This is a genomic window from Xenophilus sp. Marseille-Q4582 (assembly GCF_916700565.1).
In the GTDB taxonomy this organism is placed as follows: domain Bacteria; phylum Pseudomonadota; class Gammaproteobacteria; order Burkholderiales; family Burkholderiaceae_C; genus Xenophilus.
The window spans coordinates 692422-710244 of record NZ_CAKAKO010000003.1; the positions used below are offsets into that span (position 1 = coordinate 692422).

General features: G+C 71.3%; 17 protein-coding genes. 8 read left to right on the forward strand and 9 right to left on the reverse strand.

Annotated elements, in window-relative coordinates; all coding sequences use genetic code 11:
• Nucleotides 1–104: 104 nt before the first annotated feature.
• The 4 genes from LG388_RS13760 to LG388_RS13775 form a co-directional block, all read right to left on the reverse strand.
• On the reverse strand, nt 105–986 hold the full coding sequence (locus tag LG388_RS13760) for a phosphatidylglycerol lysyltransferase domain-containing protein (RefSeq protein WP_225783288.1): 882 nt from the start codon (nt 984–986) through the stop codon (nt 105–107).
• A gap of 4 nt (nt 987–990) precedes the next feature.
• Nucleotides 991–1803 carry a TIGR03084 family metal-binding protein gene (locus tag LG388_RS13765; RefSeq protein ID WP_225783289.1) on the reverse strand — a complete coding sequence of 271 codons (813 nt, stop codon included), beginning with the start codon at nt 1801–1803 and terminating at the stop codon, nt 991–993.
• A gap of 57 nt (nt 1804–1860) precedes the next feature.
• Complete coding sequence (locus LG388_RS13770; RefSeq protein WP_225783290.1) at nt 1861–3030, reverse strand: acyl-CoA dehydrogenase family protein; 1170 nt, start codon at nt 3028–3030, stop codon at nt 1861–1863.
• Nucleotides 3031–3131: 101 nt separating this feature from the next.
• Complete coding sequence (locus LG388_RS13775) at nt 3132–3830, reverse strand: AAA family ATPase (RefSeq protein ID WP_225783291.1); 699 nt, start codon at nt 3828–3830, stop codon at nt 3132–3134.
• Between the two features lie 211 nt (nt 3831–4041).
• On the opposite strand from LG388_RS13775, the gene LG388_RS13780 reads away from it, so the two are divergent.
• The 3 genes from LG388_RS13780 (at nt 4042) to LG388_RS13790 (ending at nt 8791) form a co-directional block, all read left to right on the forward strand.
• Nucleotides 4042–5829 carry an acyclic terpene utilization AtuA family protein gene (locus tag LG388_RS13780; protein WP_225783292.1) on the forward strand — a complete coding sequence of 596 codons (1788 nt, stop codon included), beginning with the start codon at nt 4042–4044 and terminating at the stop codon, nt 5827–5829.
• Between the two features lie 21 nt (nt 5830–5850).
• The gene (locus LG388_RS13785; RefSeq protein ID WP_225783293.1) at nt 5851–7389 is read left to right on the forward strand and encodes a class I adenylate-forming enzyme family protein; all 1539 of its coding nucleotides are present in this window, start codon (nt 5851–5853) and stop codon (nt 7387–7389) included.
• 142 nt (nt 7390–7531) lie between these two features.
• Nucleotides 7532–8791 carry a branched-chain amino acid ABC transporter substrate-binding protein gene (locus LG388_RS13790; RefSeq protein ID WP_225783294.1) on the forward strand — a complete coding sequence of 420 codons (1260 nt, stop codon included), beginning with the start codon at nt 7532–7534 and terminating at the stop codon, nt 8789–8791.
• Nucleotides 8792–8878: 87 nt separating this feature from the next.
• On the opposite strand, the gene LG388_RS13795 is transcribed toward LG388_RS13790, so the two are convergent.
• The 5 genes from LG388_RS13795 to LG388_RS13815 all read right to left on the reverse strand — a co-directional run bounded on the left by LG388_RS13795 (nt 8879) and on the right by LG388_RS13815 (nt 14728).
• Nucleotides 8879–9718 (reverse strand): AraC family transcriptional regulator, encoded by an 840-nt coding sequence (locus tag LG388_RS13795; RefSeq protein ID WP_225783295.1) that lies wholly within the window; start codon nt 9716–9718, stop codon nt 8879–8881.
• A gap of 221 nt (nt 9719–9939) precedes the next feature.
• Nucleotides 9940–11145, reverse strand: a complete 1206-nt coding sequence (locus LG388_RS13800; protein ID WP_225783296.1) for an acyl-CoA dehydrogenase family protein — start codon at nt 11143–11145, stop codon at nt 9940–9942.
• A 39-nt stretch (nt 11146–11184) separates the two neighbouring features.
• Complete coding sequence (locus LG388_RS13805; protein WP_225783297.1) at nt 11185–12795, reverse strand: AMP-binding protein; 1611 nt, start codon at nt 12793–12795, stop codon at nt 11185–11187.
• 10 nt (nt 12796–12805) lie between these two features.
• A complete protein-coding gene (locus LG388_RS13810; RefSeq protein WP_225783298.1) occupies nt 12806–14113 on the reverse strand; it encodes a TRAP transporter large permease in 1308 nt (435 codons plus the stop codon).
• Between the two features lie 75 nt (nt 14114–14188).
• The gene (locus tag LG388_RS13815) at nt 14189–14728 is read right to left on the reverse strand and encodes a TRAP transporter small permease (protein WP_225783299.1); all 540 of its coding nucleotides are present in this window, start codon (nt 14726–14728) and stop codon (nt 14189–14191) included.
• 357 nt (nt 14729–15085) lie between these two features.
• Between LG388_RS13815 and LG388_RS13820 the strand changes: the two genes are divergently transcribed.
• The 5 genes from LG388_RS13820 to LG388_RS13840 all read left to right on the forward strand — a co-directional run bounded on the left by LG388_RS13820 (nt 15086) and on the right by LG388_RS13840 (nt 17799).
• Nucleotides 15086–15280, forward strand: a complete 195-nt coding sequence (locus LG388_RS13820) for a hypothetical protein (RefSeq protein ID WP_225783300.1) — start codon at nt 15086–15088, stop codon at nt 15278–15280.
• Entirely contained in the window at nt 15277–15540 is a 264-nt protein-coding gene (locus LG388_RS13825; protein ID WP_225783301.1) for an ATP-binding protein, read from the forward strand. Before LG388_RS13820 ends, LG388_RS13825 begins: the two co-directional genes overlap by 4 nt.
• A gap of 159 nt (nt 15541–15699) precedes the next feature.
• Nucleotides 15700–16080, forward strand: coding sequence for a hypothetical protein (locus LG388_RS13830; protein WP_225783302.1), 381 nt, complete (start codon nt 15700–15702; stop codon nt 16078–16080).
• The gene (locus LG388_RS13835) at nt 16077–16535 is read left to right on the forward strand and encodes a hypothetical protein (protein WP_225783303.1); all 459 of its coding nucleotides are present in this window, start codon (nt 16077–16079) and stop codon (nt 16533–16535) included. The genes LG388_RS13830 and LG388_RS13835 overlap by 4 nt, the downstream gene beginning before the upstream one ends.
• Nucleotides 16536–16782: 247 nt before the next feature.
• On the forward strand, nt 16783–17799 hold the full coding sequence (locus tag LG388_RS13840; protein WP_225783304.1) for a lipid A deacylase LpxR family protein: 1017 nt from the start codon (nt 16783–16785) through the stop codon (nt 17797–17799).
• Nucleotides 17800–17823: the final 24 nt, after the last annotated feature.

Here is a 17823-nt window from a genome sequence, read left to right on the forward strand (position 1 = left end):
GAGCTGGAGGCATGGAGAGGCCCTGTCGAAGACATGCCGTTCGCGGCGGATCGGATTATGCGGCGGGGCGCCTGCGCGGCCTGCGCGCGCAGAAGGGCCGCCCGCTACGCCAACCCCGCGCGGTACTTGGCCAGCAGCGCGTGCGGGTGGTAGCTGAGCTTGGTGCGGCGGAAGTTGGGCAGGCCCAGGTCCTGCTCGAAGTTGAGCCACTGCGGCGGGCGGCCGAACAGCGCGCCACCCTCGCTCGCCAGGTGCTGGAACAGCGCCTGCGCGATGCCCTTGAAGCGCGCCAGGCCCTTGGCGAAGCGCACCACGCACACGCCGGGCTGCAGTTCCTCGGCCAGCACGAAGCCGGCCGGCTCGCCGTCGGCCCAGGTGAGGAAGCCGCGCAGGCCGAGTTCCGGCGCATGCATCAGGGCCTCCTGGCAGGGCAGGTCGTCGGCATCGCCGGGCTGTTTGCCCTTGTCCGCCAGCCATTCGCGCAGGATGGCCAGCGCCGCCTCCCGCAGCGGCGGCGCATAGGCCGCATGTGTGAGCCGGTGCGCGGCCAGGCACTGGCGCAGCAGGTTGCGCTTGTTGTGCAGGCCGGGACCGGCGTAGTCGCGAAAGGTGCTGGCGCGGTAGAGGTAGTCGGCGTCGTCGCGTGCGCTGGCCAGCGTGAAGCGCGCAGGGTCCAGCGCCGCGGCCTGCGCGGCGGCAATCGGGAAGAAGCATTCCCCCGGGCGCAGCAGACCGCGCAATACATGCTGCGGCGCGCCGGCCAGCGCGAACAGCGGCAGCACATGGCGCTGCCCGTCATAGGCATGGCCGCGGATCACGGGCCAGTCGCCGTCGCAGAACCGGTAGTCGTGCGCGCGGCGGAACAGCCAGAGGTTGGCGAAGGACAGGTCGGCGATCGCCTGCTCGCCCTGCCCCGCCAGGCCTCGGGCCAGCAGCGGCGCCACGCGCGCCGCATGGGCCAGCGACAGCGGTTCACCCGCGTTCACGTATTCACGCGGGCCGCGGCAGGTGGCGCGTGCGCACGCCGGGCGCGGGCCCGTCGGCCGGCTCGCCCGCGAAGCACTGGGCGATGGCGGTCCATTGCTCGGCGCCCTCGCCGGCCCATTGCAGCGCGGTGTCGTCGCGGTGCCGGCGCTGCGTGACCAGCAGGGCGAAGTCCAGCGCGGGCCCTTGCACGTGGTCGGTGGCCGAAGGCTCACCCCAGGTCCACAGTTCGCCGTCGGGCGCGCGCAGCGCCACATGGGGCACGGGTTGCGGCGGCTGGCGCTGGCGGTTCACGAAGGTCCAGCCATAGGTGCTCACGCCCAGGTGCGTGATGTGGCGCAGGCCCGGGCTCGCGCCGCGCGTGCGGCCCAGCACGTCCCAGATGTCCTGCCCATGCGCCCAGGTCTCCATGAGCCGCGCGGTGGCGAAAGAGCGCGCGCTCATGCTCGGGCCGTACCAGAGCAGGCGCGCCTTGGGGTCCAGCGGGCGCAGCGCCGCCACCAGCGCCTCGAAGCGTTCGCGCCACAGGGCCAGCAGGGCCGGGCCGTCCAGGTGGCCGAAGGTGTCGCGCGCGATGGCGCTGATCTCGCGGCCCGTCTCCAGTTCGGCCGCCAGGGCCCGGGCGCCGGCCGTGAAGGCATCGGCGTCGGTGGCCGACTGCAGCGCGGTCTGGTCGAAGTAGCACAGGTGCGCGATCTCGTCCCACGGCGTCCAGCCGTAGAAGTCGGTGCGCAGGCGCCATTGCTCGGGCGTGAGCGTGGCGCACAGGTCGGCCAGCGCCCGGTACTCGCCGAGCAGGTCATCGCAGGTCTTGTCCATCGGGGGTGTCTCTCTAGTGTTCGTTCTTCGTCGGGCGCCGGGCCGGCGCATGCCGCGCTACAGGCCCAGTTGCCGCGCCGTGAGGTCCTTCATGATCTCTTCCGAGCCGCCGCCGATCATCATCACCTTCACCTCGCGGTAGATGCGCTCGCTCTTCGTGCCGCGCATGAAGCCCATGCCGCCCAGGATCTGCACGGCCTGGTCGGCGCAGAACTGCATGGCCTGCGTGGCCAGGATCTTGGCCATGCAGGTGCGTGCCACCAGCTGCGCCGGATCGCCCAGCCGGTGCTGCACGCGGTAAGCCAGTTCATAGACCTGTGCGCGCGCGGCGTTGATGCGCATCGCCATGTCCACCAGCTTGTGGCGGATCACCTGCCGCTCGATGAGCGGCAGGCCGAAGGTGCGGCGCTCGCGCGCCCAGTCCACGGCCTCGTTCAGGCACACCTCGGCATAGGTGCAGGCCGAAGCCGCCATGCTCAGGCGCTCGGCGTTGAAGTTGGTCATGAAGACCTTGAAACCGGCGTTCTCGGGCCCGAGCAGGTTCGCGACCGGCACGCGCACACCATCGAAGCGCAGGTGCGCCGTGTCGGACGCCCACCAGCCCATCTTCTGCAGCGGCGTGCGCGTGAGGCCCAGCGCGTCGCCTTCCACCAGCAGGGCGGAGATGCCGTTCGCCCCCCTGCTGGCCGGATCGGTGCGCACCGCCACCGTGATGTAGTCGGCGCGCATGCCCGAGGTGATGAACACCTTCTCGCCATTGAGCACGTAATGCTCGCCGTCGCGCACCGCCGTGGTCCGCAGCGCCGCCACGTCCGAGCCGCCGCCCGGCTCGGTCACGGCCAGGGCGGCGATCTTCTCGCCCGCCAGCACGGCCGGGATCACGCGCTGCCTGAGCGCCTCGCTGCCGAAATGCGCGACCGGCGGCAGCCCGATGGTGTGCGACATGGCCGAGGCCGACACGCCGCCGCCGCCCGTGCGCGCCAGCTCCTCGGCCACGACGATGTGGAAGAACAGGTCGGCCGGCGTGCCGCCGTAGGCCTCGTCGTAGCCGATGCCCAGCACGCCCAGCCGGGCCAGTTGCCGGTACAGCTCGCGCGGGAAGGTCTGGGCCTCGTCCCATTCGTGGACGTGCGGCGTGATCTCGCGCGCGGCGAAGTCGCGCAGCGTGGCGCGGAATTCCTCGTGTTCGGGCGAAAAGTAGTGCGGCAGGGGCTGGATGTCGATCATGGTGGCGTGGTGAGCAAGCGCTTCGGCCAGCGTAGGCCCACGCGCGGCGGGTGTCTTGCGGCGAGTGGCTGCCGGGTGCGCGCATCGGCGCTCGCGCGACTTCAGGGCCAGGCGCCACCGCGCAGCGCCTGCAGCAGGGCACCGGGCTCCACCGCGCTCAGGCTACCCAGGCGCGGCGGCGCCCCTGCCGCGCGGCCCTGCACATCCTCCTGCTTGCCCAGCCCGTCCGCGCCCTCCTCCGCTTCCAGCCAGCCCGCGACATGTGCGCCATGCAGGGCTGAAGCCTTGCAGCCGGCGCCCGCCGCCCGCACCAGCACCAGCGGCAAGGCCAGGCGCGCCAGCATCTGCCCGGCGCTCAGCGCGGGCCCCAGCCGGGCGCACAGGCCACCCACGCCCATCACCACCAGGGCATCCACCCAGGTCGCCAGCACGTCATGCGCATCCGCGACCACTTCGGGGTCGATGGCCACGCCGCCGCGGGCAGCCGCGACGGCCAGGTCGGGCGCGGGCGGCAGCCGGTAGGGGCACAGCGCCGATTCGGGCAGCCGGAAAGTGCCGGCCGCCGCCAGGCGCTGAAGCCGGAGGCTGGTCCAGCGGCCGGACTCCCGCCATTCGCCGCTGATCGCGGGCGTCATCACGGCCACGCTCAGGCCCTGTGTGCGCAATGCGCGCGCGATGGCCAGCGCGGCCTGCTCCTCGCCCGCGCCGCCGTCGATGCCCGTGACCACGCAGCCCACCGGCGCATGCAGCCAGGGACCGGGGCACTGACTGCCATCGGGATGCGCGGAACAGGAGCTCATGGGTCCATGCTGGGCAGGTGTCACGCACGTGTCTTGTGCTTACAGGCTGCAAGCGCCATGGCCGCGCAAGACCGCGCGCCAGAACACCCGCAGCCGCCGGCCCCGCTTAGCCACAAACCACAAGCCCTGCGCAGGACCCGCTGATAGCCTGACTGCATCCAGTTTCGGCCGCCCTCGGGCGGCCGCATCCAGACCCTTCGGAGACAAGAGCATGACAACGGCAGGCAAAGTGGTGCGCATCGGCGGCGCCTCGGGCTTCTGGGGCGACAGCGCCGTCGGCGCCCCGCAACTGGTGGAATCGGGGCAGATCGATTACCTGGTGTTCGACTACCTGGCCGAGACCACCATGGCGATCATGGCGGCCGCGCGCATCAAGAAGCCCGAGATGGGCTACGCCACCGATTTCGTCGACGTCGCGATGAAGGCCGTGCTCCCGGAAGTGATGAAGCGCGGCATCAAGGTGGTGGCCAACGCGGGCGGCATCCACCCGCAGGGCTGCGCGGCGGCGCTGCAGGCGCTGGCCGAATCGATGAACCTGAGCCCGCGCATCGCGGTGGTCGAAGGCGACGACGTGAGCGCGCTGATGCCCGCGCTGCGCGAAGGCGGCGCCACCGACATGTTCAGCGGCGAGCCGCTGCCCGCGCGCGTGCTCAGCGCCAACGCCTACCTGGGCGCGCTGCCCGTGGCAAAGGCGCTGGCCGAGGGCGCCGACATCGTGATCACCGGCCGCGGCGTGGACAGCGCCGTGACCCTGGGCCCGCTGATCCACGAGTTCGGCTGGACGCCCGATCAGCACGATGCGCTGGCCGGCGGCAGCCTGGCGGGCCACATCATCGAATGCGGCTGCCAGGCCACGGGCGGCCTGCACACCGACTGGGAAGCGGTGCCCGACTGGCCGAACATCGGCTACCCCATCATCGACTGCCGCGCCGATGGTAGCTTCGACGTGCGCAAGGCCGCGGGCACGGGTGGCGCCATCCTGCGCGCGGCCGTCGCCGAGCAGATGCTCTACGAGATCGGCGACCCCGGCGCCTACCTGCTGCCCGACGTGAGCTGCGACTTCCGCGAGGTGCGCATCGAGCAGCTGGACGCCGAGCGCGTGCGCGTGAGCGGCGCGCGCGGCCGTGCGCCCAGCGGCCAGTACAAGGTCTCGGCCACCGCCATGGACGGCTACCGCAGCGCGGGCGGCATGGTGATCGTGGGCATAGCCGCGGCTCGCAAGGCGCAGCGCACGGGCGAGGCCATCCTGGCGCGCTGCCGCCAGATGCTGCAGCAGCAGGGCCTGGGCGACTTCACGCAGGCCGAGGTGGCGCTGCTCGGTGCCGAGACGCTGTACGGCCCGCACAGCCGCGCACAGGCCGCGCGCGAAGTGATGGTGCGCGTGACCGTGAACCACCCCGACAAGCAGGCGCTGGCCCTCTTCGCGCGCGAGATCGCGCCGGCCGGCACCTCCTGGTCGCCGGGCACCACCGGCCCCGGCCTGGCGCGGCCCAGCGCGTCGCCGCACATCAAGCCTTTTGCCTTCCTGCTCGACAAGGCGCGCGTGCCAGTGCAGGTGCGCCTGGGCGAGCGGCAATGGGCGGTGGAGATTCCGGCCGGCGGCGCCGTGAGCGCGGCGCCCGCCCTGCCCGACCCTGCGCCCTGGCAAGACGCCGATACGCCGCACATCGAGGTGCCGCTGGTCCGCCTGGCCTGGGCGCGCAGCGGCGACAAGGGGAATCTGTCGAACATCGGCGTGATCGCGCGCCGCCCCGAATGGCTGCCGCTGCTGTGGGCACGGCTCACGCCCGAGGCCGTGAAAGCCTGGTTCGCGCACCTGGTGCACGGCCGCGTGGAGCGCTTCCACCTGCCGGGCATCCATGCCATGAACTTCGTGATGCACGACGCGCTGGACGGCGGCGGACCCGCGTCCACCCGCATGGACCCGCTGGGCAAGGGCATGGGCCAGATCCTGCTGGACATGCCGGTGCGCGTGCCGGCGGCCTGGTTCAAGGATTGAGGCGGCACGCCGGGTACAGGCATGAACGTCTACTCGCTCTTCCTCAACCGCGCGCGGGCCTGGCCGGCGCGCACGGCGCTGGTCCAGAGCGACCAGGCCATTCGCTACGACGAACTGGCGCAGCGCGCCGAGCGCACGGCCCGCGCACTGGCGGCGCAGGGCCTGCGTGCGGGCGACCGCGTGGCGCTGCTGTCGGAGAACCGCATCGAGTATGTGGAGCTGCTGCTGGGCGCCGCGGCGCTGGGCGTGATCGTGGCCTGCCAGAACTGGCGCCAGTCGCCCGACGAGCTGCGCCACTGCATCACGCTGGTGAAGCCGCAGTTCGTCATCGGCTCCGCTCGCTTCTCCGCCCTGCTGGCCGATGCGCGCGTCCCGGCCCTGGTGAGCGGCGAAGTGCCGGTGCTGAACCTGGACGAGGGACAGGCCGCCTGGCTGCAGCGGGGCGATGCGGCCCCCGCCCCGGCGCTGGGCCAGGCCGACCCGGAAGCGGGCCTGTTCATCCTCTACACCAGCGGCACCACGGGCCTGCCCAAGGGCGCGCTGATCAGCCACCGCGCCTGCATCGCGCGTTCCTGCATCGCGGCGCTGGACCAGCTGCTGGTGCCCGGCGATGCCTTCATCGCGTGGACGCCCATGTTCCATATGCTGGCCACCGATTCGACGCTCACCACCCTGCTGGGAGGCGGCACGGTGTTCATCCTCGACGGGCTGGATCTGCCGGCCATCCGCCATCTGGTGCAGACCGAGCGCATCGGCCACCTGGTCGTGATCCCGGGCATGGTGGACAAGGCCATCGAGGCCTTTCGCGCGCCCGGCTTCACCGTGAAGGGCGTGCGCGGCGTGGGCTGCATGGCCGACCTGGTGCCGCCGGCGCAGATCGAGGCCATCACGCGGCGGGTGCAGGCGCCCTTCCTCAACTCCTTCGGTTCCACGGAGACGGGCGCGGCGCCGGCCAGCGCGGGCCTTCTGGCGGCGGGCCAGCCGGTGCAGGATCTTGCCAAGCGCCAGAGCGCGCTGTGCCTGATCCGGCTGGTGGACGACGAGGGCCACGAGGTGGGCATCGACCAGCCCGGTGAGATGCAGGTCAGCGGCCCGGGCCTGTTCAGCGGCTACTGCGACTACCAGGCCCATGCCGATGGCGGCGCGCGCCTGCGTGCCGGCGACTGGTTCGCGATGGGCGACATGTTCACGCGCAGCGCCGACGGCCTGCTGCACTACGTGGACCGCAAGAAGTACCTGATCAAGTCCGGCGGCGAGAACATCTACCCGGCCGAGATCGAGCGCGTGCTCACCGCCCTGCCGGGCGTGGCCGACGCGGTGGTGATCCGCCAGCCCGATGCGCAGTGGGGCGAGGTGCCCGTGGCCTACGTGGTGGCCGCCGAGCCGGGCCTGGACGCCGCCACCGTCATCGCCCGCTGCCGCGGCCGCATCGCCGGCTACAAGCTGCCGAAGGAAGTGGTCTTCGTGCGCGCCGACGAACTGCCGCGCAATTCCACCGGCAAGGTGCAGCGCAACCTGCTCGAAGCGGCGCATGCGCGGCGGCGTGCGACTGCGGCCTGAGCGCCCCGCAACACCCCACCCACATCCGACTCGATTCCGGCCCGTGCATCCGTGACTGCGCGCCTGGGTGGTGCGCGATGCGCGGGCCCTGTTCCCGTGCCCTGCTCCCCTTTACACAGAACCCAGAACCGGAGACATCACCATGACACGCTTTTCCATCCGCCCCCGCCTGCAACGCAGCCTGCTGGCCGCCCTGGTGCTCGGCACCGCGGCCAGCGCCGCGCTGGCCGAGAAGGTCCGCATCGCCTACATCGACCCGCTGTCCGGCCCCTTCGCCGAAACCGGCATCAACGTGCTGCGCAGCTGGCAGCTGGTGGCCGAGATCGCCAACCGCGAGAACTGGGCGCCCGGCCACACCTTCGAGGTGGTGGGCTTCGACAACAAGGCCAACCCGCAGGAATCGCTGGCCATGCTCAAGTCGGCCAGCGACAACGGCTACCGCTACATCGCGCAGGGCTTCGGCTCGGGCTCGGCGCTGGCGCTGGTGGACGCCCTGAACAAGCACAACCAGCGCAACCCGGGCAAGGAGATGGTGTACTTCAACACCTCGGCCGGCGACCCCGACCTGACCGGCGCCAAGTGCAGCTTCTGGCACTTCAGCCTGGACTCCAACGCCGATGTGAAGATGAACGCCATGGCCGAGATGATCGCGGCCAACAAGGCCATCAAGCGCGTCTACCTGCTGAACCCCAACTATGCGCTGGGCCAGCAGGTGTCGCGCGCCGCCAAGGAACAGCTGCCCGCCAAGCGCGCCGACATCGAGATCGTGGGCGACGACCTGCACCCCTTCGGCCAGGTCAAGGACTTCGCGCCCTACGTCGCCAAGGCCGCGGCCGCCAAGCCCGACATCGTGATCACGGCCAGCGCGGGCTCCGACCTGGCCCTGCTCATCAAGGCCGCGCGTGACTACAACCTGGCCCCGCCGCTGTACACCTACTACGCGGTCGCGCCCGGCATGGCCGTGCCCATGGGCGCCGGTTCGGCCGGCAAGGTGCGCGCCCTGCCCTACTGGCATGCCAACGAAAGCAACCCCGCCAGCGACGCCGTGGTGGAGGCCTTCAAGGCCAAGTTCAACGACGACTATTTCGTCTCCACCACCTACACCGGCCTGCGCCTGCTGGCCCAGGGCATCGTCAAGGCCGGCTCCACCGATCCGATCAAGGTCGCCTTCGCGATGGAGGACATGCAAGTGGACAGCCTGAACGGCCGGGTGACGCTGCGCAAGGCCGACCACCAGGTGCTGCAGCCGCTGTTCGCCGTCACCTGGGCCAAGGCGGGCGGTGCCGGCATGCGCTACGACCTGGGCAAGACCGGCCATGGCTGGCGCACCGACGAGCGCCTGCCGGCCGAGAAGGTGACACTGCCCACCACCTGCGCCATGCAGCGGCCCAACGCCAGCTGATCACCTCGCGCACAAGCACAAAGGGCGCCGGGGGCGCCCTTTGTCATGGGGAACGAATCGGCGAAACGCGCCGGGCGCCCTGCCCGCTCAGTGGCCCCGCATCATGCCCGCCAGGGGCTCGCCGAGCATCCGCAGCTTGCGCGAACCCGCGAAGATGTCACGCGGCTTGAGGCCGTAGGTCTGGCGGATCGAATGGCTGAAGTGCGTGGAGTCGGGGTAGCCGATGTCCAGCGCCACCTGCGCGAGGTTGTAGTTGCGGTCCACGTAGTGCAGCAGGCTGCGCGCGCGCCGCCAGGTGCGAAAGCTGCGGAAGGGCAGGCCCACCTCGGCCTTGAACAGGTGCAGGAAACGCGAGAAGGACAGGTTCACCTGCCGCGCGCATTCCTCGGCCGTGGCGGGCGCCGACGGGTTGGCCTTGATGGTTTCCAGCACCTCGGCGATGCGCGGATCCATGCGCCGCACCGCGAAGTCGCGGCCGAAGAAGAGCGGGTCGAAGTCCTGCGGCGTCAGCTCCTCGCCCTGCCCCATGGCCAGCACGCGCGCATGGCAGGCGCGCAGGTGGGCCGCCAGCCCGGGCAGCTCCACCGGGCCGCTGCCCTGGCGCAGCAGGGCCGGCAGCTGGGCCGGATCGACCGTCTCGGGCTCGATGTAGACGGCACCCACGTGGCGCGCGTCACAGGCCACGCGATGCGGCACGCAGGGCTGCACCAGCACGGCTTCGGCCGTGCGCCAGGGGCCGCCTTCCACGCTCAGCCGCACCGGCGCCTCCAGCGCGAAGTACAGCACCAGCGCCCCGCGCACATGCTCAGTCGGGTTGCCGAGCAGGCCGGCGTAGAACAGCCGGTCGGGCGTGATCCACATCACCCGGTCGGCACTGGAGCAAGGGCGCAGGGGATGCCGGACGGCGGAAGCGGTCGCAAGGGTCATACGGTGTCTCCAGAGGCTGCGCCAGTCCGCCCTGGCCTGGCGCCGAGGTTGCGGGTGCGCGGGCGTCCCGGTCCGCGAGGACAGGGCCGCGGCCCGGTGTTCTGCGGGGAAGGATACCGATCGGGCGCCAGAGTTCTTGTGGCAGTTGGCTACGCCGCGCCTTCCCCTGCTCCGTGATTACCCTGCACGCCGCGCCGCGGGCCCGCACGCATCCGCAGGCCTCAGCCGTACTTGCGCAACTCCAGCCGCCCGATCTGCGCCCGGTGCACCTCGTCGGGCCCGTCGGCCAGGCGCAGGATGCGCGCCATCGCATAGGCCATGGTCAGGCCGAAGTCGTTGCTGGTGCCGCCGCCGCCATGCGCCTGGATGGACCAGTCGATCACCTGGCAGGCCATTTGCGGCGCCGCCACCTTGATCATCGCGATGTCCAGCAGCGCCGCCTTGTTGCCCAGGCGGTCCATCTTCTCGGCGGCGTTGAGCGTGAGCAGCCGCGCCTGCTCGATCAGGATGCGCGCCTGCGCGATGCGCTCCACCGTCACGCCCTGCTCCGACACGCGCTTGCCGAAGGCGACGCGCTCGGTGCTGCGGCGGCACATCTTCTCCAGGCTGCGCTCGGCCAGGCCGATCAGGCGCATGCAATGGTGGATGCGCCCCGGCCCCAGCCGGCCCTGCGCGATCTCGAAGCCGCGCCCCTCGCCCAGCAGCAGGTTGGCGGCCGGCACGCGCACGTCGCGGAACACGACTTCCGACGCGCGGTCCGGCGCGCCGTAGAAGCCGAACACGGGCAGCGAGCGCCTGACCTGCACGCCCCGCGTGTCCATGGGCACGAGGATCATCGACTGCTGCCTGTGGCGGTCGGCATGGCCGGGGTCGGACTTGCCCATGAAGATGGCGATCTTGCAGCGCGGGTCGGTGGCGCCGGTCGTGTACCACTTGTGCCCGTTGATGACGTACTGGTCGCCGTCGCGCACGATGGCGCTTTCAATGTTGGTGGCATCGCTGGACGCGACGCCCGGCTCGGTCATCGCGAAGCAGGAGCGGATCTCGCCGGCCAGCAGCGGTTTCAGCCAGCGCTCCTGCTGCTCGGGCGTGCCGTAGCGCGCCAGCACCTCCATGTTGCCGGTGTCGGGCGCGCTGCAGTTGAACACCTCGGGCGCCATCAGCGAGCGGCCCATCACCTCGCACAACGGCGCGTAGTCCAGGTTGCTCAGGCCCGCGCCATGGCCCGATTCGGGCAGGAACAGGTTCCACAGCCCGGCCGCACGCGCCAGCGGCTTGAGTTCCTCGATCACCGGCAGCACCTTCCATGGGCCCAGCGTCTCGGCCTCCTGCACGTAGCGGCCCTCGTTGGGGTAGATGTGCGCTTCCATGAAAGCGTGCAGGCGCTGCTGCAGGTCCACGACGCGCGGGCTGGGTTCGAAGGCCATGGGGCTCCTGGGGGCGGGACGGAACAGGCGTCGACGGGTTCAGCGCGCGTCGTACAGCGAGGCGTGCTGCTTGCGGATCATGTGCTTCTGGATCTTTCCGGTGCCGGTGCGCGGGAACTCCGCGACCACCACCACCGCCTTGGGCACCTTGAAGGGCGCCAGCAAGGCGCGGCAATGCGCGATGAGCGCTTCCTCGTCCACCTGCACGCCGGGGCGCGCGACGACCACGCCCGTGATCGCCTCGCCCCAGCGCGGGTGCGGCAGGCCGACGACGGCCGCCTCGGCCACGCCGGCGTGCTCCATCAGGCAGCGCTCCACCTCGATGGAGGCCACGTTCTCGCCGCCGGTCTTGATCACGTCCTTGTAGCGGTCCTTGAACCAGATGGCGCCGTCCTCGTCGATGTGGGCCACGTCTCCGCTGTGGAACCAGCCGTGGCGCATGCTCGCCGCCGTGGCCTCGGGCTGGTTGAGGTAGCCGTTCATCACCTGCGGGCCGCGGTAGACCAGCTCGCCGGTCTCTCCGCGCGGCAGCAGGCGGCCTTCGTCGTCCATCACGCCCACGCGCGTCATGGCCGAGGCCGTGCCCCAGGTCCTGGACTTGCTCCACTGGTGCTCGGGCCGCTGCATGCAGGTGGCGGGCGTGAACTCGGTCTGGCCCGAGCCCAGCACCACGTCGGCATTCGGGAACATGGCGTGGATCTGGTGCAGCCGCTCCTCGGGCATGGGCGCCATCGCGTACATGGCGCGGCGCATGTGGCCGAAGGTGCGGCCCTTCATGGCCGGATCGCCCAGCAGCAGCCCGTACATCATGGGCAGCAGCACGACCAGGTGCACTTCCTCGCGGTCGAAGAGATCGGCGGCCTGGACCACGTCGAAGCCCTTCGTCAGCACCACCTTGCCGCCCACCAGCAGCACCGGGATGCTGATCGAGTTGAGCATCGCGCAATGGAAGAGCGGCAGCGCCACCAGCGTGGTGTAGCCCGCATCGGCATGCAGGGCCAGCGCGCCGGCCAGGCCGGCCATGGTGACGGCCAGGTGGCTGGTGAGCACGCCCTTGGGCTGGGCCGTGGTGCCACTGGTGTAGAGCAGCTGCACGGCATCGCGGTCGCCCACGTAGACCTCCAGTGGCGCATCGCTGCCACGTGCCGCCAGCGCGTCCAGCGTGTCGCCCGGTACCTCGTCGTCGGGCGCGGAGCGGATCCAGAACCGGTGCTCCAGATCGGGCAGCTGCTCGGCCGCCACCACATCGGCATGCGCGCGCAGCGCGGTCTCGGCGATCAGCACGCGGGCGCGCGAATCGCGGAAACACCAGGCGATCTCGCTCGGCCGCAGCCCCAGATTGGCCGGCGCGCAGATCAGGCCGGCGCGCGCGCAGGCGAAGTACACGAGCAGCATCTCCTGGCAGTTGCGCGCCATCACGCCCACCACATCGCCGCGCGCGAGGCCCAGGCCGAGCAGGGCGTGGCCCAGGCGCGTGACCTGCGCGTCCAGCTCGGCATAGGTGGTGCGGCGCACGCCGTCGACGATGGCGATGCGCTGCGGGTGCAGCTCGGCGCTGCGCGTGAGCATGTCGCCCACGTTGACGCGCTCGATGAGGTTGCGGTTGAGCGCCTCGGCGCTCACGTCGGCGAAAGCAGGGGATGCGGGCATGGGCGTCTCCTCAGCCGGCGGCGCGGGGCAGCGCCAGAATGATGTCGGGGAAGGCGATGAGCAGCGGGATCATCAGCAGGTCGGCCGCGAGGAACCACAGGATCCCCCTGAAGATGCCGGTGGTGGGAATGAGCTGGCCCACCACCCCCTTGATGACGAACACGTTCATGCCGATGGGCGGCGTGATCATTCCGATCTCGAGCAGCTTGGTCAGCAGCACGCCGAACCACACCAGGCTCATGCCGGTGGCGTCGATGATGGGCAGCACGATGGGCAGCGTCAGCAGCATGCAGCCGATGGGCTCGAGGAACAGGCCCAGCGCCAGGTAGAGCACCACGACCCCGAACATGACCCAGAAGAAGCTCGCGTCCGTGTCGATGATCAGCGAGGAGACGTAGGAGCCCGCGCCCGACAGCGCCAAAAAGCGCGTGAGCAGGCTGGCGCCGACGGCGATCACCATCAGTCCGGCGGTGGTCAGCAGCGTCTCGAGGATCGCGTTGCGAAAGCGCGCCCAGGTCAGCGAGCGGTTGAACAGCGCCACGCCGCAGGCCAGGAAGGCGCCCACGGCGCCCGCCTCGGTGGGCGTGAACAGGCCGCTGAACAGGCCCGCGAAGATGCCGGCCATCACCACCAGGATGGGCCACACGGGCTTGAGTGCGCGCAGCTTCTCGTCCATGGGGATCGTCTCGGTCGAACGCGGCGCCAGCGCGGGGTTGAGCTTCACGCGGATCACGATCACCAGGATGTAGCCCGCCACCGTGAGCAGGCCCACAGTGATGCCGCCCAGGAAGAGCTGCGTGACCGAGGCCTGCGCGATGATCCCGTACAGGATCATGATGATCGAGGGCGGGATCAGCGCGCCCACCGTGCCGCCCACGGCCACGGTGCCGGTGGCCAGGCCGGCGTCATAGCGCTGGCGCATCATCTCCGGCACGGCGATCTTGCCCATGGCGGCCGAGCAGGCGATGGACGAGCCGCACACCGAGGCGAAGCCCGCGCAGCCCAGGATGGCCGAGATGGCCAGGCCGCCCGGCACGCCCGCGAGCCACACCTGGGCCGCGCGAAAGAGGCCCTGCGTGAGCTGCGCGTGGTAGCAGATGAAGCCCAGCAGCAGGAACATGGGCACCGAGCTGAGCACCCAGTTGGTGGCGAACTGGTAGGGGATGACGCCCAGCGCACCCCAGGCCACGCCCCAGTCCATCAGGACCCAGATGCCGCCGAAGGAGACCACGATCAGCGCGATGCCGATCGGCAGCCGCAGGGCGATCAGCAGCAGCAGGAGGCCCATGCCGGTCAGGCCGATTTGTACTTCGCTCATGAGGTCTGCGCCGCAGCGCGGGAGTGACAGGAAAGGGGGAAAGAGAAAAAGGAAGGGGGTGCGGGGCGGGCCGGCTCAGGCGTCCTCGAGTTCGTCGGCGCGGGCGCGCTCGCCGTCCAGCCCCGAGGCGGCGCCGCTCAGGTAGGCGAGGAACTTGTAGGCCACCACCAGGAACATCAGCCCGCAGCCGACGGGCAGGAAGAAATAGGTGGGCCACACGGGGATGCTGTCGAGCCCCTGCACGACCGAGGCCTTGATCTCCCACTTGGTGATCGCCTCCTGCCAGGTGCGCACCGTGAGCGCGAGGAAGGCGGCCATCGACAGCAGCAGCAGCCAGCCGGCCAGGTGCTTCTGCACCAGCGGCGGAAAGCGCTCGGTCAGCACTTCCACCGAGATGTGCGCCGACTTCTGTTCCGCGAAGGCCAGCGGCATGAAGGCCGCGATGGCCATGTAGTAGTACGACACCACGCTCATGGTGCCCGGCAGCGGGGATTGGAAGAACACGCGCGCCAGCACGTCGACGGTGATGTGCAGCATCATGAGCGCGATGGACAGGCCCGAGATGACGGTCAGCACGTCGATGAAGCGGGACAGCAGCCTGCCGAGCTGGTACATGGATCGGGTCTCCTGCGCCCGCGAAGAAGGGGCGTCTGGCATCCGGGGGATCGGTCTTTGCGGCGGCCTCGGGCGGGCCTGCATCGCGATGGGGCGTACCGTACCCGCGCGGCTGCGGCAGGGTCTTGTGTGTTCTGGCTGTGCGCGGGCCTCGCAAACCCGCGGCGCACGGCGGTGCCGCCCGGCCGCTGGCGGTGCGGCTTCGTGCGCCTTGTTTCAGGACGGTGGGCGCCGTGCCGGCGGCCCGCGGCCCGTGGCCCGCGTGCGGAAGGACTATTCCACGAAAGGGCCGACGCATCACCGGGCCATCGGCCGGGCCCGCGGCCGGTGCGGCGAAGTGTGGGCAGAATCGGGCGCATGACCGACAGCGCTTCCACCTCTGCCGATCTTTGCGCGCCTTCCGTCCCTCCGACTGCCGCCGCGAAGGACGGCGCCCCCGAGCCCGGGCCCGTCAGCCGCTTCGGCGAAGCGGCCTATCTGCTGGACCGCCTGGACACCCGCCCCTTCGATCAGCGCCAGCCCACGCGCCGGCCCTGGTGGCGGCTCTGGTGAGCGCCACGAGCGGCTCGCCCCTGACCCCTGCCCGCGCGCCCCGGCCGGGCTGGCAACCCGCCATCGACCCCGAGCGCTGCACCGGCTGCGGCTGGTGCGTGGGCGCGTGCGCGCCCCATGTGCTGAGCCTGGCGGTGCGGCAGGGCCGCAAGATCGCCACGCTGCATGCGCCCGCGCCCTGCACCGGCTGCAGCGACTGCGCCGTGGTCTGCCCCTTCCATGCCATCCGCATGCGCAAGGGTGGGGCATCCCGAGGCTGAAGCCGCTGCCGGGCGCGGCCTGCGCCGCCGCAAGAAGTTGCCGGCCCGGCCGCTTGCGCCCTGCCCACTGACCGCCCCCTGCGCCATGGACTGACACGGCCTGCGTCTTCTTCTGCGGACACTCGTCGGGACCGCCAGCCACCGCCCACTGCCGCCGCCATGTCCCTTCATCCCCTCTTTCGCGTGATGCTCCGGCATCCGGACCTCATCGCCGATCACTTCGCGAACCATCTGGAGCATGTGAAGGCCCAGTCGGTGGAGGCGGTGCGTTCGCTGGTGCGCAAGCTGGCCGGCGGCGCCATCGCGGTGGTCGCACTGCTCATCGCGCTCAACCTCACGGGCATCGCCGTGATGCTGGCTTCCACGCACGGCACGGTCACGCCGGCCCTGGTCTGGGTGCCGGCGGTGGCCTGGGTCGTGACCGCGCTGGGCGCCCTGGTGGCCTGGCGCGAGAACATGCGCGCGGAGGTGCGGGAAGTGAAGGACGAGATCCGCGCTGACGCGGAGATGCTGGCGCTGATCAAGGAGGCCCGTTCATGAACCCGCCCGCAGACGGACTGAGCCCGCAGCAGAAGCTCGCGCAATCGCGCCAGCGCCTGCTGGATGCGATGGGCTACGTGCCCATGGTGTCGAACATTTCGGGCGAGCCCATGCTGGGCCGCAAGCAGCCGGCCCCGCCGCCGCGCCGGCCGATGTCGCTGGCCGGCCTGCCGGCGCGCCTGCGCGACTCCACGGCTGCGCAATGGGCCGCACGCTGGTGGTCGCACCACCCCCTGCACGACGTGGCCGACCTGGGCCGGCCCTACCTGCAGGACTATGCCGAGCGCCATCCGGCCAGGCTCATGGCCTATTCGGCCGGCGTGGGCGCGGTGCTGTGGCTCGTGAAGCCCTGGCGCCTCATCTCCACGGCCGCGCTGCTTTCGCTCACGCTCAAGGCGGGCACCAAGGGCCTGGCGCGGGCCGCGCTCACGCGCCAGCCAGAGAAACGGGCCTGAGCGCCGCCGGCGCCGCATGGGGGCCCCCAAGAGCGTGCAGTGGGGACTTGCACGTGCGCGACGGATGGCGCGACCGGTCCACCGCCGCTCCGATGTGCGCACGGCGCGCCGATTCCTTCCCGCCAGCGCGGCATTCTCCCCACCCGGGCCACGGGCACGCGCGCACGCGCAAGGCAGCGGCAACCTTCGCTGCCATGATCGGCGCCGCACCGGCCCCTTTCCTTTGCGCTCACGCCTGAAGCCCATCATGCCCCTGCCCCCTGCCCGCCCCCATCCCTTCCCCCTGCTGCGCCCGACGGTCGGCGCCCTGCTGCTCCTGGCCGCGGCCGCCGCGATGCCTGCGGGCGCGCAGGCGCACTGGGGCGTGGTGAACCTGCAGAACGACGTCTTCGTGGGGCGCGACGGCGGTGGCTACACCAACGGCCTCTACCTCTCCAGCGTGCGCCGGGCCAACGGTGACGAGGGATGGGGGCCCACCCGCGCGCTGGGCAGCCTGGCACAGGCGCTGGGCGGCGGCACGGCCGCGTTCAATGCGCACACGCTGGGCCATGCCATGGCCACGCCGCGCGACATCAGCACGCCCACCCCCGACCCCAACGATGCGCCCTATGCCGCCGCGCTGATGTACCGCGCGGCCCATGTCCTGCGCACCGAGCGCGGCGCCGACCTGTGGGCGCTGACTCTGGGCGTCACCGGCCCGGCGGCCGGCGGCAAGCACGTGCAGAAGCTGGTCCACAAGATCACGGGCTCCGAGGAGCCGCGCGGCTGGGACACGCAGCAGGGCAACCGCTTCCACGCCGGCCTGGAGTTCGACCGCGCCTGGCTGCTGGCAGGCCGCTCCGCCGGCGCGGGCGGCACGCCCTGGGAACTCACGGCCCATGCGGGCGGCATCGCCAGCACGCTCGAAAGCTCGGCCGGCGTGAAGCTGCTGGTGCGCTATGGCGGCGGCGTGGGCGACCCGTCGGAAGCGATGGGCCTGCTGTCGCGCGGCTCCGATCCGCTGAGCCTGCGGCGCGGCTGGCAGGGCTTTGCGGGCGTGAGCCTGCGCCGGGTCTTCCACACGCACGACTTCCAGCGCGACGACCCGTGGCGCATCGACATGCGCGAGTGGCGCCGCAACCGCGCGACGGTGGTGGCGGGCCTGGCGTACTCGTGGGGGCAGGCCTCGCTGTCCTTCGCGCTGCACAGCGCCGACCCGGCGCTGAAGGCGGGCGGGCAGCGCCAGACCTATGGCTCGCTGACCTACGCCTTCGCCCTTCGCTGAGCGCGCCGGCCCTGCCGCCGCGGG

What these genes read in the sequence shown, in the direction of transcription:
- LG388_RS13765 (WP_225783289.1), bottom strand. Translation starts at nt 1,803, where the DNA reads ATGGACAAGACCTGCGATGACCTGCTCGGCGAGTACCGGGCGCTGGCC.
- LG388_RS13770 (WP_225783290.1), bottom strand. Translation starts at nt 3,030, where the DNA reads ATGATCGACATCCAGCCCCTGCCGCACTACTTTTCGCCCGAACACGAG.
- LG388_RS13775 (WP_225783291.1), bottom strand. Translation starts at nt 3,830, where the DNA reads ATGAGCTCCTGTTCCGCGCATCCCGATGGCAGTCAGTGCCCCGGTCCC.
- LG388_RS13780 (WP_225783292.1), top strand. Translation starts at nt 4,042, where the DNA reads ATGACAACGGCAGGCAAAGTGGTGCGCATCGGCGGCGCCTCGGGCTTC.
- LG388_RS13785 (WP_225783293.1), top strand. Translation starts at nt 5,851, where the DNA reads ATGAACGTCTACTCGCTCTTCCTCAACCGCGCGCGGGCCTGGCCGGCG.
- LG388_RS13790 (WP_225783294.1), top strand. Translation starts at nt 7,532, where the DNA reads ATGACACGCTTTTCCATCCGCCCCCGCCTGCAACGCAGCCTGCTGGCC.
- LG388_RS13795 (WP_225783295.1), bottom strand. Translation starts at nt 9,718, where the DNA reads ATGACCCTTGCGACCGCTTCCGCCGTCCGGCATCCCCTGCGCCCTTGC.
- LG388_RS13800 (WP_225783296.1), bottom strand. Translation starts at nt 11,145, where the DNA reads ATGGCCTTCGAACCCAGCCCGCGCGTCGTGGACCTGCAGCAGCGCCTG.
- LG388_RS13805 (WP_225783297.1), bottom strand. Translation starts at nt 12,795, where the DNA reads ATGCCCGCATCCCCTGCTTTCGCCGACGTGAGCGCCGAGGCGCTCAAC.
- LG388_RS13810 (WP_225783298.1), bottom strand. Translation starts at nt 14,113, where the DNA reads ATGAGCGAAGTACAAATCGGCCTGACCGGCATGGGCCTCCTGCTGCTG.
- LG388_RS13815 (WP_225783299.1), bottom strand. Translation starts at nt 14,728, where the DNA reads ATGTACCAGCTCGGCAGGCTGCTGTCCCGCTTCATCGACGTGCTGACC.
- LG388_RS13820 (WP_225783300.1), top strand. Translation starts at nt 15,086, where the DNA reads ATGACCGACAGCGCTTCCACCTCTGCCGATCTTTGCGCGCCTTCCGTC.
- LG388_RS13830 (WP_225783302.1), top strand. Translation starts at nt 15,700, where the DNA reads ATGTCCCTTCATCCCCTCTTTCGCGTGATGCTCCGGCATCCGGACCTC.
- LG388_RS13835 (WP_225783303.1), top strand. Translation starts at nt 16,077, where the DNA reads ATGAACCCGCCCGCAGACGGACTGAGCCCGCAGCAGAAGCTCGCGCAA.
- LG388_RS13840 (WP_225783304.1), top strand. Translation starts at nt 16,783, where the DNA reads ATGCCCCTGCCCCCTGCCCGCCCCCATCCCTTCCCCCTGCTGCGCCCG.